Below are 15,585 nucleotides of genomic sequence, written 5' to 3'. Positions count from 1 at the left end.
AGCGGTGGCTGAGCCACAGTCTGCGCGCGGAAAGTGTGGGTGAGCCACCGCTGGCGGGTGTGTCGGCGTACGCCGCGCGGGCGGGAGCGGTGCGTGAGCCACAGTCTGCGCGCGGAAAGTGTGGGTGAGCCACCGCTGGCGGGTGTGTCGGCGTACGCCGCGCCGGTGGGAGGTGGCTGAGCCACAGTCCGCGCGCGGAAAGTGTGGCTGGGGCACCGCTCGCGGGTGTGTCGGCGTACGCCGCGCGGGCGGGAGCGGTGCGTGAGCCACAGTCTGCCCGCGGAGAGTGTGGGTGGGGCACCGCTGGCGGGTGTGTCGGCGTACGCCGCGCCGGTGGGAGGTTGCTGAACCACAGTCCGCGCGCGGAGAGTGTGGGTGGGCCACCGCTCACGGGGGAGCGGAGGTCAGGGCCAGGTCAGGGGACGATGCCGTGCTCGACGAAGGCCTGGAACGGGTCGACCGGACCCCCGCCGCCGGGGCGGACCTCGAGGTGGAGGTGGGAGCCGGTGACGTTGCCGGTGGCGCCGACGGTGCCGATGACCTCGCCGCCGTTGACCCGGTCGCCGACCGAGACGTAGATCGAGGTCTGGTGGCAGAACCAGATCTCGGTGCCGTCGTCGAGGGTGACGACCGTCTTGTTGCCGTACGCCCCGTCGTAGCCGGTGGAGGTCACGGTGCCGTTGGCGATCGCCATGATCGGGTCACCGGAGTCGCCGTTGAAGTCGAGGCCGGTGTGGTAGCTGGCCCAGAGGCCGTACTGACCGAAGGTGGCGGTGATCTGGTAGCTCGCAAGCGGGAGGACCCACTTGTTCTCCTTGATCTTCGCCGCCTGCTTCTCCGCCGCCTTGCGCATCTCGTCGAGCTTCTCGGCGCGCTCGGCCAGCTGCTTCTCGGCGAGGGCGACGAGCTCGGGGTCGGTCTCCTCGGCGCTGACGTCGGCGTCGCGGGTGTAGTCGCGGCTCGCGACCTCGCCGCGGCGGGCGAGGGCGGTGCCGGAGGCGCCGATGGCGCTCGCGGCGTCGATCGAGGAGCCGGAGGCGGTCAGGCGGGTCGCTCCCGCGCCCCCGGCCGCCACGGCGCCGCCGGCGGAGATCGCGAGGACCGCGACCCCTGCGACGAGGGGGAGGGACGGCAGGCTGGACAGCGGGGACCGGCGCTGGGGCGTGGCTGCCCGTCGCTTTCCGGTCACGGGTGCAGCCGGTGCCGAGGTGGCGCGACGCTTGGGAGCGCGCTCCGCTCGGTGGTTGCCCATGGAGGAGTCACCAATCTGCCGGGTCAGGGGGTCGGGTCGGCAAGACCGCGCACGACTGTAACGGAAAGATCACGGGAAAGCGCAACCCTCGCACCGATTCGTGGTGCAACTGTGGATTACGTCCGGAACCCGGACGTCAGCGTCGGGCCGCCTGGTAGCGGTCCAGCGCCTCCTGGCGCTCCTCCGCGTGGTCGACGATCCGCCGCGGGTAGTCCTGCTCGTAGCCCGTGTCGGACTTCCAGGGCTCGTGCGCCGCCTTGCCGGGGAGGTGGTCGAGCTCGGGCACCCAGCGGCGGACGTAGTCGCCCTGCGGGTCGAAGCGGATGCCCTGCGTCACCGGGTTGAACACCCGGAAGTAGGGCGAGGCGTCGGTGCCGGTCCCGGCGACCCACTGCCAGCCGTGGTTGTTCGACGCGACGTCGCCGTCGATCAGCAGGTCGAGGAAGTGGCGCGCGCCGAGCGGCCACCACACGTGCAGGTCCTTGGTGAGGAACGAGGCGGTGATCATCCGGACCCGGTTGTGCATCCACCCGGTCTCGCGCAGCTGGCGCATGCCGGCGTCGACGATGGGGAAGCCGGTGGTGCCGGTGCGCCACGCCTCGATCGCGTCGCCGGGCTCGTCGTAGCGCATGCCCTCCAGGGCCGGCTTGAGGTCCGTCCACGCCGAGCGCGGCTGGTGCCACAGCACGTCGGCGTAGAACTCGCGCCAGGCCAGCTCGGTGGCGTAGGTCGAGGAGGGGTCGAGGTCGGCGAGCAGGGAGCGCGGGTGCAGGACGCCGAGGTGGAGGTAGGGCGACAGGCGGGAGGTGCCGTCGTGGTCGGGGCGGTCCCGCTCGGTGCTGTAGTCGGCGAGCCCGCCGTCGCGGAAGGTCCGCCAGCGCCGCCACGCCGCCTCCTCGCCCGCGCCCGGCAGGTCGAACGGCGCCTCCTCGACGGCCGTGTGCAGCAGGTCGAGCGCCCGCTGGTGGGAGTCGGCCGGCTCCATGTCGGGCGAGCGCGGGGTGTGGGCCGGCTCGGGCCAGCCGTGCTCGCGCCAGGCGCGCGCGAAGGCGGTGAAGACCTGGTAGGGGCCGCCGCTGCCGTTGACCACGCGCCCCGGCCCCACGGCGTACGGGGACCCGGTGGCGACCAGCTCCACCTCCTCGCCGATGGCGTCGTCGCGGCGCCGCCCGTACGGCGTGGTCTCGGCCGCGACGTGGACCCGCCGTCCGGCGGCCACCCGCGGCACGACCTCGCGCGGGTCGCCGTACTTCAGCGAGAGCGGGATCCGCTCGGCCAGCTCGAGGACGTTGGCGGCGAGCCACGCGCGCCGGGCCGCCCCGGCGCCCTTCCACAGCGCCGGGTCGACGACGAACAGGCCGGTCACCGGCCCCTCGTCGAGCGCCGCGAGCAGCGCCGGGTTGTCGCGCACCCGCAGGTCGCGGCGGAACCACATCACCGAGGAGTCGTGCTCAGCCATGCGTTCAACGTAGCCGGGGGGTGACCACCACCACGCTCACCCGACCTGTGCGGCCCGCGCCGGGAGGTCTAGGGTGCCGAAGTACCCCTGCTCGCAGACGAAAAGGACTGGTCACCTCGTGGACCTGATGGAATTCCAGGCGAAGGAGCTCTTCGCCAAGCACGGAGTCGCAACCACCATCGGCGTCGTCGCCGAGACCCCGGAGGCCGCTCGTGCCGCCGCGGAGGAGATGGGCGGCGTCACCGTCATCAAGGCGCAGGTCAAGGCCGGCGGGCGCGGCAAGGCGGGTGGCGTGAAGATCGCCAAGACCGCCGACGAGGCCGAGTCCTACGCCAACGACATCATCGGCATGGAGATCAAGGGCCTGCGCGTCAACCGCGTCCTGGTCACCCCGGCCACCCCGCCGGTGGAGGAGTACTACTTCTCCTTCCTGCTCGACCGCTCCAACCGCTCGCACCTGTGCATCGCCTCGGTCGAGGGCGGCGTGGAGATCGAGGAGGTCGCCAAGACCAACCCCGAGGCCGTGCGCCAGACCCGGATCGACGCGATCGAGGGCGTCACCGCGGAGAAGGCCGCCGAGATCGTCGACGACGCCAAGTTCCCCGCCGAGCTGCGCGACCAGGCCATCGAGATGGTCCAGAAGCTCTGGAAGGTCTACGTCGAGGAGGACGCCACCCTCGTCGAGGTCAACCCGCTGGCCCGCCTCGAGGGCGACAAGCTCGAGGCGCTCGACGGCAAGGTGTCGCTCGACGACAACGCCTCCGAGGTCCGCCACCCCGACCACGAGCAGTTCGAGATCCGCGAGGAGGCCGACCCGCTCGAGGCGAAGGCCAAGGACAAGGGCCTCAACTACGTCAAGCTCGACGGCCAGGTCGGCATCATCGGCAACGGCGCGGGCCTCGTGATGAGCACCCTCGACGTCGTCGCGTACGCCGGTGAGGCGCACGGCGGCGTGAAGCCCGCCAACTTCCTCGACATCGGTGGCGGCGCCAACGCCCAGGTGATGGCCGACGGCCTCGACGTGATCCTCAACGACGCGCAGGTCAAGAGCGTGTTCGTCAACGTCTTCGGCGGCATCACCGCCTGCGACGAGGTCGCCAACGGCATCAAGGGCGCGCTGGAGATCCTCGGCGACGAGGCCACCAAGCCGCTGGTCGTGCGCCTCGACGGCAACAACGTCGAGCAGGGTCGCGCGATCCTCGACGAGCTCAACCACCCGCTGGTCACCCAGGTCGACACGATGGACGGCGCGGCCGACAAGGCCGCCGAGCTCGCCCACCAGGCCTGAGAGAGAGAACTGAAGAGATGAGCATCTACCTCAACAAGGACAGCAAGGTCATCGTCCAGGGCATGACGGGCGGCATGGGTGCCAAGCACACCACCCTCATGGTCGAGTCCGGCGCGAACATCGTCGGCGGCGTCAACGCCCGCAAGGCCGGCACCACCGTCGAGCTCGGCGGCAAGGAGCTCCCCGTCTTCGGCACCGTCGAGGAGGCCATGAAGGAGACCGGCGCCGACGTGTCCGTCGCCTTCGTCCCGCCGGCCTTCACCAAGGACGCCTGCATCGAGGCGATCGACGCCGAGATCCCGCTGCTCGTGGTCATCACCGAGGGCGTCCCGGTCCTCGACACCGCCGAGGTCGTGGCCTACCTCGAGGGCAAGAAGACCCGCATGATCGGCCCGAACTGCCCCGGCATCATCACGCCGGAGGAGTCGCTCGCCGGCATCACGCCGCACACCATCGCGGGCAAGGGCCCGATCGGCCTGGTCTCGAAGTCGGGCACGCTGACCTACCAGATGATGTACGAGCTGAAGGACTTCGGCTTCACCACCGCCATCGGCATCGGCGGCGACCCGATCATCGGCACCACCCACATCGACGCCCTCGAGGCCTTCGAGAACGACCCGGAGACCAAGGCGATCGTGATGATCGGCGAGATCGGCGGCGACGCCGAGGAGCGGGCCGCGGCCTACATCAAGGAGCACGTGACCAAGCCGGTCGTCGGCTACGTCGCCGGCTTCACCGCCCCGGAGGGCAAGACCATGGGCCACGCCGGCGCCATCGTGTCGGGCTCCTCGGGCACCGCGCAGGCCAAGAAGGAGGCCCTCGAGGCCGCCGGGGTCAAGGTCGGCAAGACGCCGTCCGAGACCGCCGCGCTGATGCGGGCCATCCTGAACGAGCTCTAGGCTGCAGAACCTCTGAGCCGACCCCGTCAGCTCACTCCAGACGGCCCCGCAGGTGCTCCTGCGGGGCCGTCCGGCGTTCCGGACGGGCCGTACGCGTCGGACGGGCCGGCGGGTGGGCCTCCCACAGCAGGCGCCACACGACGTGGGCGCCGAGCAGGCGGACCGGGGCGATCGCCGAGGCACGCCGCGGCGAGGGGAGGGTCGGGCACGCCGAGCTGGCGAGCGTCGAAGGTATGGACATCGTGAGTAACCCCGTTTTCATGTGCTGGCACGTCGGTGGGACGGTCTCTGCGGAGGTCTGCTCGACCCCGTGAGCCTGCGGCGTCCGACAACGCGTGCAAGCCCGTACCGTACGTCGGGAGCGGCTCCGGTGCCGCATCGGGCCGTCATCCGGACGACCCGCCGCTGCCGTCGTCCGGCTCGTCGAAGGCATCGAGCGCCGCGACCGTCTGGCGCAGCGGCCGCACCGTGCGGGCCACCACCGCGTCGACGTCGCCGCGCGTCCACTGCCCGTAGGTCGAGGTGACGAGCAGCGCGGCACCCACCGGCACGACGTGGACGACGGTGGCGCCGGTGCCGGGCTCGTCACGGAAGCTGTAGGTCTGCAGCAGCGTGGTGGCGGGTCGCGGCCCGAAGGCCGACGCGAGCACGCGGGTCTCGGTGCGGGTGCCGTCGCGCACGTCGGGCTGCTCGCAGTCGGTGGCGAGGTCGGTGAACATGCGCGCCACGGTGCTCGCGTCGTCGGGGCTGCCGAGCAGGACGAGCTCGCGGGTGTCGGCCGCCTCGCCGCCGCTGTTGTCGACGACCATCCGGTCGCGCGTGCTCAGCCCGCGCAGCGGCGCGGTGCCGCAGAGCTCCAGGTCGCGCAGCCCGGCCCCGCTGCGGGCGGTCGGGATGTCGTCGGTGGGCGCGCCCATGCCTGCCGCGAGCGGGAAGTCGTCGGGGATCGTCGTGAGGGCCGCGGCCTCGGCGCCGCCGTCCTCGTCGTCGGTGGGCGCCTCGGTGGGCGTCTCAGCGGGCGAGGTCGAGGACGCGCTCGTCGCACCGGAGGCGTCGGCGTCGTCCGTGGATCCGCCGGAGCACCCGGTGGCGAGGAGCAGGCTCGCCAGCAGGCACGCCGGGACGGCGGTCGGGAGCCGGGAGCGGTGCCTCATGCCAGATGAGACAGCCCGGACGGCGAAAAGGTTGCGTCAGGACCCGTCGAGGGTGGCGAGCCGCTCCTGCACCCGGCGGGCGAGGGCGACGAAGTCGGGCCGGGACATGGTCATGTTGCGGTCCGGGGTGAAGCCGAGCTGGGAGACCGCGCGGCCGTCGCGCACGATCGCCATCAGGAACGGGAAGGACTGCTGGTCGTTCAGCTCGATCGACAGCGCCCAGGCCTGCATCTCGGTGTCGCCGCGGGAGGCGGCCGCCAGTGGCGTGACGGACGTCCCGAGGTTGGCCTGGCCGCACTGCCGGATCCGGGAGCGGACCTGCTCCACGAACTTCTCGGCGGCGCCCGTGCGCATCGAGCCGACTGTCTGGGTGAGGCCCAGTTGCGCGGCGTTGCGGGTCTCGGGGAAGACGAAGGTGCGGGTGAGGGCCTTGCTGATGCCCTTGCCCTGGAAGCTGGTGCGGTCGCACCGGGTGGCGGCGTCGTTGGTGCGCGCCCGGATCGGGTCGGGGCCGACCCAGGGCCCCCGGACGGCGGTCACCGGCGGCAGGTCGACGACCGAGAGCATGCCGGACCCCGTGCCGAGGTCGAGCGGCGCGGCCGTCCGCGCGCGGGCCCGGCCGGCGCAGGCGCCGGCGCCGTCGGAGCCGCACAGCGCGTTGACGGCGGCGGCGAGGGACGTGGTGGCGTCCTTGTCGCTCACCGGCCGGCCGCGGCTGCTGACCACCGTGGTCACCAGCAGGTCGCCGGTGCGGGCCAGGCCCACCGACACGGTGGACGGTCGCTTGCCCCAGGTGCGCAGCCGGAACGCCCGCGCCACGTCGCCGACGCGCGTCACGTCGCGGGTGGCGACCAGCTGGGTCCGTGGGTCGGCGCAGCCGGCGAACCACAGCGAGGCGGTCTCGAAGGCGGCGCCGGCGGCGTCGGCGTCGCTCGAGCGCTCGACGACCTGCACGGCGTCGGACGTCACCTCGGTCACCCGCTTCGTGCGGACCCGCTTGGTCTCGGAGCCCTCCCACGTCCGGGACAGGGCCGCGACGGCCGCGGGGTCGGCGAGGGGCTCGCGCTGGCACGGCGCGAGCAGGGCCCCGTCGGGCCCGGTGGCCTCGGTGGCGGTCTCCTCCCAGTCCAGTCCCCGCCCGAAGCGGACCGTCTGGGCCGGCCCCAGCAGCGCCGCCTCGTCGATCACGGCCTGCCCGGCCGCCTCGTCCACCGGAGCGTGGACGGTGACGCCGGGGCCCGCCTTCTCCTCGGCCAGGCTGGTGGGCTCGGTGCCGGAGCCGGTGGCCACCAGCGAGCCGGACACCACGAGGGCGGCGGTGGCGAGGCCGGCGCCGATGACGGTGTGCGTACGCCGTCGCGCCGCGCCGGCGCGGCGTACGACGGTCGCGCGGGGCCAGCGGACAGACTCGAGCGGCTCGGCGAGGTCGTGCAGCAGGCGGCTGACCTCGGTGGTCGCGACGTCGCGGTGCAGCGCGAACTGGGAGGTGGCGGTCTGGAGCTCGCGCTCGGCGTCGCCGCGCGGCAGTCCGACCTGGCGGCCCAGGTCGGACAGGGAGAGCGCGGACAGGCCGTTGAGGACGAGGAGCTCGCGCTGGCGCGAGGGCAGCTTGGCCAGCGCGTCGAGGGTGAGCCGGATCTCCGGGGCGAGCGACTTGTCGCGGTGCCAGATGCGGGCGGTGTGGCGGCGGCGGGCGCGGCGCAGCGCGAGCGGGCGGACGTAGGCGTCGCGGTCGTCGAGCAGCGACACCTTGCGCCAGTGGTGCCAGGTGACGACGAAGGCGTCCCGCACGGCGGCCCGCGCCGCCGGGGCGTCGCCGGTGAGGGCGTAGGCCTCGTGCAGGAGTCGCGTGCGCGTCTCGACGTAGTAGGCGTCGAAGGTCTCGGGGCTCCTCATGACCGCTCCACGGTACGGGAGCGACACCAGCGCGCGCACATCTTCCCCGGAGCGGCCCGTGGGCGGCGTGGGAGCGCGAACCGTGACCGCGGCCGGGTGATGATGGCTCGGCCATGACGTCGCTGCTCACCCGTCCGGACGCCACCCGGACCACCCCTGCCCGGCCGCGCCCGCTGGTGCTCATCGCCACGCTCGGCGGGGTGGTGGCGGCAGCCGGACCGCTGGTCGTGCTGCTCGCGGCCGGCGTCATCGGGTGGTTCGCCACCGACGCGGGGGTGCACGGCGCACCGCGCGACGGGATGCGGATGGGCGCCCTCGCCTGGCTCGCCGGCCACGGCTCCGGCCTCACCGTGCTGGGCGCGCGGGTGACGATCGTGCCGCTCGGGATCACCGCGGTGGCCGCCTGGTCGATGTGGCGCATCGGCCACCGGGTCGGCGACTCCCTCTCCGGGCACGGCCCCGACGCCGACCGGATCTCCGACGGCGAGCGCGACCTGACCGTCCCGACGGCCATCGCCCTCTTCCTCGCCGGCTACGCCGTGGTGGCCGTGGTGGTCGCCAGCCTCGCGGCCGGTGCCACCGCCGACCCGTCCGTGCCGCGGGTGCTGGGCTGGACCGTCCTGCTCACCGCCACCGTCGCCGCGCCCGCCATCGCGACCGGGTCGGGCCGTGCGGCGATCTGGGCCGCACGCGTGCCGGTGGCGCTCCGCGCGGGCACCGCGGTCGCGGTCGCGCTGCTGGTCCGGCTCGTGGTGCTGGGTGGCCTGCTGGTGCTGGTGTCCCTCGCGCTCTCCTTCGACGACGCCGCGACGATGACCGCGCAGCTGCACCCCAGCCCGGGGGAGGCCGGCCTCTACGCACTGGTCAACGCCGCGTTCCTGCCCAACGCCTCCCTCTTCGCCGGCTCTTGGCTGCTGGGCCCCGGCTTCGCGGTGGGCGGTGCGACCGTCGTCTCGCCGGCCGCGGTGGTGCTCGGCCCGCTGCCGGACTTCCCGCTCCTGGCGGCCCTGCCCGCCGTCGGCACCCCGCCCGCCTGGGCGGGCCTGTCGATGCTGGTGGTGCCGCTCGTCGCGGCTGTGGTCGCCTATCGCACGCTCCGCACCCGCCTGCTGTCCTGGGACCGGATCGTCCTGGCCGGCTGCGGCGGCGGCCTGGCTGCGGGTCTGGCGCTGGCCGTGCTCGCCGCACTGTCCGGTGGGGCCGCCGGCCCCGGCCGGATGCGGTTCATCGGCCCGTTCGTGCCGGACGTGCTGGTCCACGCGGTCACGTCGTGCGGGGTCGGCGCCCTCGTCGGCGCCGGCGTGCTCGCCCTCCTGCGGCGTCGCGCCGAGGCAGCGGTCCGCGCCGACGAGGACTGAGGGTGGGAGCAGGCCACAGCCACGTCCCGGGTGAGTCCTCGCTCGGGCCGTCGCCGCGACACCTCAGGGTGCTGATGGCGGCGCTGGTCGGACCGCTCGTCCTCGCCACGCTGGTGGGGCTCTTCGTGCTCTGGCCCTCCGGCGACCTCGAGATCACCACCCCGGGCGCCGACGTGGAGCGCGGCACGGCGCGCGTCGAGTCGATCGGACCGTGCGCGCGCGACGCCGACGGCTGCCGTGCCGCGGTGGTCGAGCTGCTCAGCGGGCCCGGCGCCCCCGGCGAGGACCTCGCGATCCTGCCCTACGGCCCCGGCGCGCCCGAGGTGGAGGCCGGCGACCGGATCATCGTGTCCCACGCCGCGTCCGCGCCGGCGGGGGAGCAGTACGCCTTCCAGGACTTCGACCGCGGCCGGCCCCTTCTCACCCTGACGGTGCTGTTCGCGGCCGGCGTGCTGCTGCTCTCGCGCTGGCGGGGCATCGGGTCGCTGGTCAGCCTGGCGTTCTCGCTGGTGCTGATCGCGGTGTTCACGCTGCCCGCCATCATGGAGGGCTCGTCCCCGCTGGTGGTGGCGGTGGTCACCGCGGCGGCGAGCATGGTCGTCACGCTCTACCTCTCCCACGGCTTCACGGTGCGCACGACCGTCGCGATGCTCGGCACGCTGGTGTCGCTGGTGGTGATCGGTGGCCTCGGCTGGGCGTTCACGACGGTCGGGCACTTCACCGGCCTGGTCGACGAGGGCAGCCAGTACATCTCCACCATCGCCGCCCAGGTCGACCTCCGCGGCCTGCTGCTCGCCGGGCTGGTGATCGGCGCCCTCGGCGTGCTCGACGACGTCACCGTCACCCAGACCTGGGCGGTCTGGGAGCTCGCCGACGTCGACCCGCACGCCACCGCCCGCTCGCTCTTCGTGCGCGCGATGCGGATCGGCCGCTCCCACGTCGCGTCGACGGTCAACACCCTCGTCCTCGCCTACGTCGGCGCCACGCTGCCGCTGATGCTGGTGTTCTCGGCGCTCGAGCTGCCGTTCGGGGTCGCGGTGAGCCAGGAGGTGGTGGCCCAGGAGGTGGTCCGCGGCCTGGTCGGCGGGCTCGGGATCGTCGCCGCGGTGCCGGTGACGACCGCGATCGCGGCGCTGGTGGCCGGCCTGCTCGTCCGCGAGCGCAGCACCGCGACGACCGGCGGGTCCCACCGCGCCTAGAATCCGGGCCGTGGCACACGTCCCCGGTTCGCACCCCGCCCGCCTCGTCGTCCTCGTGTCGGGCTCGGGCACCAACCTCCAGGCGCTCCTCGACGCCTGCGCAGACCCCGCGTACGGCGCGCGGGTGGTGGCGGTCGGCGCGGACCGTGAGGACATCGAGGGCCTCGCCCGCGCCGAGCGGGCGGGCGTCCCGACGTTCGTGCGGCAGGTGTCGGACTTCGAGACCCGCGAGGGGTGGGACGCCTCGCTGGCGACGGTCGTCGAGCGGTTCGAGCCCGACCTGGTCGTCTCGGCCGGCTTCATGAAGCTGCTCGCGCAGGACTTCCTCGACCGGTTCCTGACCTTGAACACCCACCCGGCGCTGTGCCCCGCGTTCCCCGGGATGCACGGCCCGCGCGACGCCCTCGAGCACGGCGTCAAGGTGACCGGCGCGACCCTCTTCGTGGTCGACGCGGGCGTCGACACCGGCCCGATCGTCGCGCAGGTCCCGGTCGAGGTGCACGAGGACGACGACGTCGCGTCGCTGCACGAGCGGATCAAGACCGCCGAGCGCGGCATGCTCGTCGACGCGGTCGGGCGGATCGCCCGCGAGGGCGTCGCCGTCGAGGGCCGCCGGGTTCGCATCGGCGCCGCGGCTCGGTAGTCTGCGCCTCACACGACTGGCGCAGGTGGGCCACCACCGGGGAGTGACGCGCGAGGTGCATCGAACGCCTGGGTGCCCTCGACTCGACAACGATCCCGATCCGTCCGAGGAGTCCCGTGTCTTCCACTGCCGAGCACCGCATCCCGATCCGCCGAGCCCTCGTCTCGGTCTACGACAAGGCCGGTCTCGACGACCTGGTCCGCGGCCTGCACGAGGCGGGCGTCGAGCTCGTCTCCACCGGCGGGTCGGCCGCGCTGATCGAGTCGCTGGGGCTGCCGGTCACGAAGGTCGAGGACCTGACCGGGTTCCCCGAGTGCCTCGACGGCCGGGTCAAGACGCTGCACCCCCGCGTGCACGCCGGCATCCTCGCCGACCGCCGCCTCGACTCCCACGTCGCCCAGCTCGAGGAGCTCGGCGTCGAGCCGTTCGACCTGGTGGTGAGCAACCTCTACCCCTTCACCCAGACGGTGATGTCGGGCGCGAGCCCCGACGAGTGCGTCGAGCAGATCGACATCGGCGGCCCGTCGATGGTGCGCGCCGCCGCCAAGAACCACCCCAGCGTCGCGATCGTGACGTCTCCCGCGGCGTACGCCGACGTCCTCGCCGCGGTCGCCGCGGGCGGCTTCACGCTCGCCCAGCGCCAGCGCCTGGCCGCGGAGGCGTTCGTGCACACCGCGACCTACGACGTCCACGTCGCCTCGTGGATGGGCAACGCGCTCACCGACACCAGCGAGGGCACGGGCTTCCCGGCGTGGATGGGCGCGACCTGGGACAAGCTGGCGGTGCTGCGCTACGGCGAGAACCCGCACCAGTCGGCCGCGCTCTACGGCAACGGCTTCCTGCCCGGCGGCCCGGGCCTCGCCCAGGCCGTGCAGCACCACGGCAAGGAGATGTCCTACAACAACTACGTCGACGCCGACGCCGCCCGCCGCGCCGCGTACGACTTCGACCGGCCGGCCGTGGCGATCATCAAGCACGCCAACCCGTGCGGCATCGCCGTGGCCGACGACGTCGCCACCGCCCACCGCAAGGCCCACGAGTGCGACCCGGTGAGCGCCTTCGGCGGCGTGATCGCCACCAACGTCCCGGTCACGGTCGCGATGGCCGAGCAGGTCGCCGAGATCTTCACCGAGGTGGTCGTCGCCCCGGGCTACGAGGACGGCGCGATCGAGGCGCTGCAGGCGAAGAAGAACATCCGGGTCCTGGAGTGCCCGCCGCTCGCCGCCGGTGGCACCGAGACCCGCTCCATCTCCGGCGGCCTGCTGCTGCAGCAGCGCGACGTGATCTCGGCCGAGGGCGACGACGTGTCGGCGTGGACGCTCGCCACCGGCGAGCCCGCCTCCGACGAGGTGCTCGCCGACCTCGCCTTCGCGTGGCGTGCGTGCCGCGCGGTGAAGTCCAACGCGATCCTGCTCGCCGCCGACGGCGCGTCGGTCGGTGTCGGCATGGGCCAGGTCAACCGGGTCGACTCCTGCCGCCTCGCGGTCGAGCGGGCGGGGGAGCGGGCGTCGTCCGCCGTCGCCGCGTCCGACGCGTTCTTCCCCTTCGCCGACGGCCCGCAGATCCTCATCGACGCCGGCGTGAAGGCGATCGTCCAGCCCGGCGGCTCGGTGCGCGACGCCGAGGTCGTGGCGGCCTGCGAGGCGGCCGGCGTGACGATGTACCTCACCGGCGCGCGCCACTTCTTCCACTGATCCCTACTCCTAGGATGACCGACGTGACGGCACAGACCCTCGACGGCGCAGCCACGCTGCGGACCATCAAGGCAGAGCTCGCCCAGCGGGTCGCCGCGCTCAAGGAGCAGGGGGTGGTCCCCGGGCTCGGCACCGTGCTGGTGGGCGACGACCCGGGCTCGCACTGGTACGTCGGGGCGAAGCACAAGGACTGCGCGGAGATCGGCATCACCTCGATCCGGCGCGACCTGCCCGCCACCGCCACGCAGGCCGAGGTGGAGGCGGTGATCGACGAGCTCAACGCCGACGACGCCTGCACCGGCTTCATCGTCCAGCAGCCGACCGGGCTCGACGAGTTCGCGCTGCTCTCGCGCGTCGACCCCGACAAGGACGTCGACGGCCTGCACCCGACCAACCTCGGCAGGCTGGTCCTCGGTGAGCCCGGGCCGCTGCCCTGCACGCCGGTCGGCTCGATCGAGCTGCTGCGCCGCCACGGCGTGGAGATCGCCGGCGCCGAGGTCGTGGTCGTCGGACGCGGCATCACCGTCGGGCGCCCGCTCGGGCTGCTGCTCACCCGCCGCTCGGAGAATGCGACCGTCACGCTGTGCCACACCGGCACCCGCGACCTCGCCGCGCACGTCCGAGGGGCGGACATCGTGGTGGCCGCCGCCGGCGTGCCGGGGATCATCACCGCCGACATGGTCAAGCCCGGCGCCGCCGTCCTCGACGTCGGTGTCTCGCGCGTCGACGGCCAGGTGACCGGCGACGTCCACCCCGACGTCTGGGAGGTCGCGGGCTGGGTCTCGCCCAACCCCAAGGGGGTCGGCCCGATGACCCGCGCGATGCTGCTGTCCAACATCGTCGAGATCGCCGAGAAGTCCGCCCGGTCCTCCGGATGAGCGAGCGCGAGCCGACCGAGCCCGAGCCGCTGATCGAGCCGCCCGAGTCGGTGGAGCCGGTCTCGGCGGAGCCGGTCGACCCCGAGGACCCCCGCCGCTACCCCTCGACCATCGGTGGCGCGTTCTACCTGCTCGTCCTCGGCGTGGTCGGCGCCGCCCTGGTCGTCGTGGGACTCGGCGACTGGCGCGCCGGGATCCGGCTGATGGGCGGCGCGCTGCTCTTCGCCGCGCTGGTGCGGCTGGCGCTGCGCAGCCGCGACGCCGGCATGCTCGCCGTACGCCACAAGGTGCTCGACGCGGTCGTCCTCGCCGTCCTCGGTGGCGCGCTCGTCTTCCTCGCCGGCTCGATCCCGGACCAGCCGGCCGGGTTCTGAGCCGAGTCAGCAGACTCCCGAAATCGCGCGAGCGGTGCGTGAGGAGGATTTCCGGGTGACGGAATCCTCCTCACGCACCGCTCGGTGCGATTCGACTCGGCTCAGATGAGGCCGAGCTCGGTGACCGCCTGGCGCTCGTCGGCGAGCTCGGCGGTCGAGGCGTCGATGCGCGCGCGGGAGAAGTCGTCGATCTCGAGGCCCTCGACGATCGACCAGTCGCCACCGGAGGTGGTGACGGGGAACGAGGAGATCAGGCCCTCCGGGACGCCGTACTCGCCCTGGGAGACGACGGCCATCGAGACCCAGTCGTCGGCCGGCGAGCCGAACAGCCAGTCGCGGGCGGCGTCGATCGTGGCCGAGGCGGCCGAGGCGGCGGAGGACGAGCCGCGGGCGTCGATGATCGCGGCACCGCGCTTGGCGACGGTCGGGATGAAGTCGTTCTCCAGCCAGGCCTGGTCGCCCACGACCTCGGCGGCGTTGCGGCCGCCGACCTCGGCGTGGAACAGGTCGGGGTACTGGGTCGCGGAGTGGTTGCCCCAGATCGTCATCTTCTTGATGTCGGTCACCGCGGCGCCGGTCTTCGCGGCCAGCTGCGAGATCGCGCGGTTGTGGTCGAGGCGGGTCAGCGCCGAGAACCGCTCGCGCGGGATGTCGGGGGCGTTGCTCATCGCGATGAGGGCGTTGGTGTTGGCCGGGTTGCCCGTGACACCGATGCGCACGTCGTCGGCGGCGACCGCGTTGAGGGCCTTGCCCTGAGCGGTGAAGATCGCGCCGTTGGCCGACAGCAGGTCGCCGCGCTCCATGCCCGGGCCGCGCGGCCGCGCGCCGACGAGGAGGGCGAGGTTGACACCGTCGAAGATCTTCTCGGCGTCCGCGCCGATCTCGACCCCGGCGAGGTTCGGGAAGGCGCAGTCGTCGAGCTCCATCACGACGCCCTCGAGCGCCTTGAGGGCCGGCTCGATCTCGAGCAGCCGCAGCTCGATCGGGCGGTCGGCGGCGAGGGCGCCGCTGGCGAGGCGGAAGAGCAGGCTGTAGCCGATCTGGCCGGCGGCGCCGGTGACGGCGACCTTGAGCGGTTCGGAGGTCACGGTGGTACTCCTCGTGAGGGATGGTCTCGGTTGTCCTGCTGACGCTAGCAGCGCCGGATCGCCCCGCCGTCGGCTGGTGTGCGGCTGGCATGCTGGCGCCCATGCCCCGCGTCGTACGCCCCCTGGTCGCGGGTGCGCTCGTGCTGGCCGTGTCCGGCTGCGGCGGGATCGGACAGCCGGCGCCCTACGACTCCCCGGGCATCAACGGCCTCGTCGTCCCGACGCCGTCCGCCGACCCCGCGGACTTCGTCGCCGCGGTCGACAACCCGTGGTTCCCGCTCGACCCGGGTGTCACCACGACGCTCGAGGTGACGCGCGACGGCGCCGACCTCGGCACGATCGCGACGACGGTGCTCGAGGAGACCGAGGACGTGGCCGGGCTGGAGGCGACGGGGGTCACCAC

Annotated in this window: 15 protein-coding genes and 1 riboswitch; of the genes, 9 read left to right on the top strand and 6 right to left on the bottom strand. The window is 73.3% G+C overall.

Going from position 1 to position 15,585, the window contains the following annotated elements; genetic code table 11:
* Positions 1–415: 415 nt before the first annotated feature.
* Positions 416–1,189: a M23 family metallopeptidase gene (locus KDN32_RS23400; RefSeq protein ID WP_211733236.1), complete on the bottom strand. Its 774-nt coding sequence runs from the start codon at positions 1,187–1,189 to the stop codon at positions 416–418.
* A 199-nt stretch (positions 1,190–1,388) separates the two neighbouring features.
* On the bottom strand, positions 1,389–2,711 hold the full coding sequence (locus tag KDN32_RS15775; RefSeq protein ID WP_211733235.1) for a cryptochrome/photolyase family protein: 1,323 nt from the start codon (positions 2,709–2,711) through the stop codon (positions 1,389–1,391).
* A gap of 118 nt (positions 2,712–2,829) precedes the next feature.
* Between KDN32_RS15775 and sucC the strand changes: the two genes are divergently transcribed.
* Together sucC and sucD are read left to right on the top strand one after the other, a co-directional pair.
* Positions 2,830–3,999, top strand: a complete 1,170-nt coding sequence (gene sucC / locus KDN32_RS15770; protein ID WP_211733234.1) for an ADP-forming succinate--CoA ligase subunit beta — start codon at positions 2,830–2,832, stop codon at positions 3,997–3,999.
* Positions 4,000–4,016: 17 nt separating this feature from the next.
* A complete protein-coding gene (gene sucD, locus KDN32_RS15765; protein WP_211733233.1) occupies positions 4,017–4,898 on the top strand; it encodes a succinate--CoA ligase subunit alpha in 882 nt (293 codons plus the stop codon).
* Positions 4,899–4,929: 31 nt separating this feature from the next.
* Here sucD and KDN32_RS15760 read toward each other — a convergent pair whose 3' ends face one another.
* The 3 genes from KDN32_RS15760 to KDN32_RS15750 form a co-directional block, all read right to left on the bottom strand.
* Positions 4,930–5,139 carry a hypothetical protein gene (locus tag KDN32_RS15760; protein ID WP_211733232.1) on the bottom strand — a complete coding sequence of 70 codons (210 nt, stop codon included), beginning with the start codon at positions 5,137–5,139 and terminating at the stop codon, positions 4,930–4,932.
* 145 nt (positions 5,140–5,284) lie between these two features.
* Positions 5,285–6,052, bottom strand: a complete 768-nt coding sequence (locus tag KDN32_RS15755; protein WP_211733231.1) for a hypothetical protein — start codon at positions 6,050–6,052, stop codon at positions 5,285–5,287.
* Between the two features lie 36 nt (positions 6,053–6,088).
* Positions 6,089–7,948, bottom strand: a complete 1,860-nt coding sequence (locus KDN32_RS15750; RefSeq protein ID WP_211733230.1) for a SigE family RNA polymerase sigma factor — start codon at positions 7,946–7,948, stop codon at positions 6,089–6,091.
* Between the two features lie 113 nt (positions 7,949–8,061).
* Between KDN32_RS15750 and KDN32_RS15745 the strand changes: the two genes are divergently transcribed.
* The 6 genes from KDN32_RS15745 to KDN32_RS15720 all read left to right on the top strand — a co-directional run bounded on the left by KDN32_RS15745 (position 8,062) and on the right by KDN32_RS15720 (position 14,094).
* The gene (locus KDN32_RS15745; RefSeq protein WP_211733229.1) at positions 8,062–9,306 is read left to right on the top strand and encodes a cell division protein PerM; all 1,245 of its coding nucleotides are present in this window, start codon (positions 8,062–8,064) and stop codon (positions 9,304–9,306) included.
* Between the two features lie 2 nt (positions 9,307–9,308).
* On the top strand, positions 9,309–10,505 hold the full coding sequence (locus tag KDN32_RS15740; protein ID WP_211733228.1) for a YibE/F family protein: 1,197 nt from the start codon (positions 9,309–9,311) through the stop codon (positions 10,503–10,505).
* Between the two features lie 10 nt (positions 10,506–10,515).
* Positions 10,516–11,148, top strand: a complete 633-nt coding sequence (gene purN, locus KDN32_RS15735) for a phosphoribosylglycinamide formyltransferase (protein WP_211733227.1) — start codon at positions 10,516–10,518, stop codon at positions 11,146–11,148.
* Between the two features lie 2 nt (positions 11,149–11,150).
* Positions 11,151–11,229: riboswitch (ZMP/ZTP riboswitch) on the top strand.
* A 35-nt stretch (positions 11,230–11,264) separates the two neighbouring features.
* Positions 11,265–12,842, top strand: a complete 1,578-nt coding sequence (gene purH / locus KDN32_RS15730; RefSeq protein WP_211733226.1) for a bifunctional phosphoribosylaminoimidazolecarboxamide formyltransferase/IMP cyclohydrolase — start codon at positions 11,265–11,267, stop codon at positions 12,840–12,842.
* A 23-nt stretch (positions 12,843–12,865) separates the two neighbouring features.
* On the top strand, positions 12,866–13,720 hold the full coding sequence (locus KDN32_RS15725) for a bifunctional methylenetetrahydrofolate dehydrogenase/methenyltetrahydrofolate cyclohydrolase (protein WP_211733225.1): 855 nt from the start codon (positions 12,866–12,868) through the stop codon (positions 13,718–13,720).
* Entirely contained in the window at positions 13,717–14,094 is a 378-nt protein-coding gene (locus KDN32_RS15720) for a DUF3017 domain-containing protein (RefSeq protein WP_211733224.1), read from the top strand. The genes KDN32_RS15725 and KDN32_RS15720 overlap by 4 nt, the downstream gene beginning before the upstream one ends.
* A gap of 101 nt (positions 14,095–14,195) precedes the next feature.
* On the opposite strand, the gene KDN32_RS15715 is transcribed toward KDN32_RS15720, so the two are convergent.
* Complete coding sequence (locus tag KDN32_RS15715) at positions 14,196–15,182, bottom strand: malate dehydrogenase (RefSeq protein ID WP_211733223.1); 987 nt, start codon at positions 15,180–15,182, stop codon at positions 14,196–14,198.
* Positions 15,183–15,283: 101 nt separating this feature from the next.
* Between KDN32_RS15715 and KDN32_RS15710 the strand changes: the two genes are divergently transcribed.
* Positions 15,284–15,585: hypothetical protein (locus KDN32_RS15710; RefSeq protein ID WP_211733222.1), on the top strand; the 302-nt coding region annotated here is incomplete at its 3' end.

The organism is Nocardioides palaemonis (assembly GCF_018275325.1).
Classification (GTDB): domain Bacteria; phylum Actinomycetota; class Actinomycetes; order Propionibacteriales; family Nocardioidaceae; genus Nocardioides; species Nocardioides palaemonis.
The sequence above is the reverse complement of the archived record's forward strand: the minus strand, read 5'-3'. Positions and strand labels throughout refer to the sequence as shown.

Bases quoted from the DNA above. Each gene is read 5' to 3' on its own strand.
- KDN32_RS15775 (WP_211733235.1), bottom strand. From the start codon at position 2,711: ATGGCTGAGCACGACTCCTCGGTGATGTGGTTCCGCCGCGACCTGCGG.
- sucD (WP_211733233.1), top strand. From the start codon at position 4,017: ATGAGCATCTACCTCAACAAGGACAGCAAGGTCATCGTCCAGGGCATG.
- KDN32_RS15760 (WP_211733232.1), bottom strand. From the start codon at position 5,139: ATGTCCATACCTTCGACGCTCGCCAGCTCGGCGTGCCCGACCCTCCCC.
- KDN32_RS15755 (WP_211733231.1), bottom strand. From the start codon at position 6,052: ATGAGGCACCGCTCCCGGCTCCCGACCGCCGTCCCGGCGTGCCTGCTG.
- KDN32_RS15750 (WP_211733230.1), bottom strand. From the start codon at position 7,948: ATGAGGAGCCCCGAGACCTTCGACGCCTACTACGTCGAGACGCGCACG.
- KDN32_RS15745 (WP_211733229.1), top strand. From the start codon at position 8,062: ATGACGTCGCTGCTCACCCGTCCGGACGCCACCCGGACCACCCCTGCC.
- KDN32_RS15720 (WP_211733224.1), top strand. From the start codon at position 13,717: ATGAGCGAGCGCGAGCCGACCGAGCCCGAGCCGCTGATCGAGCCGCCC.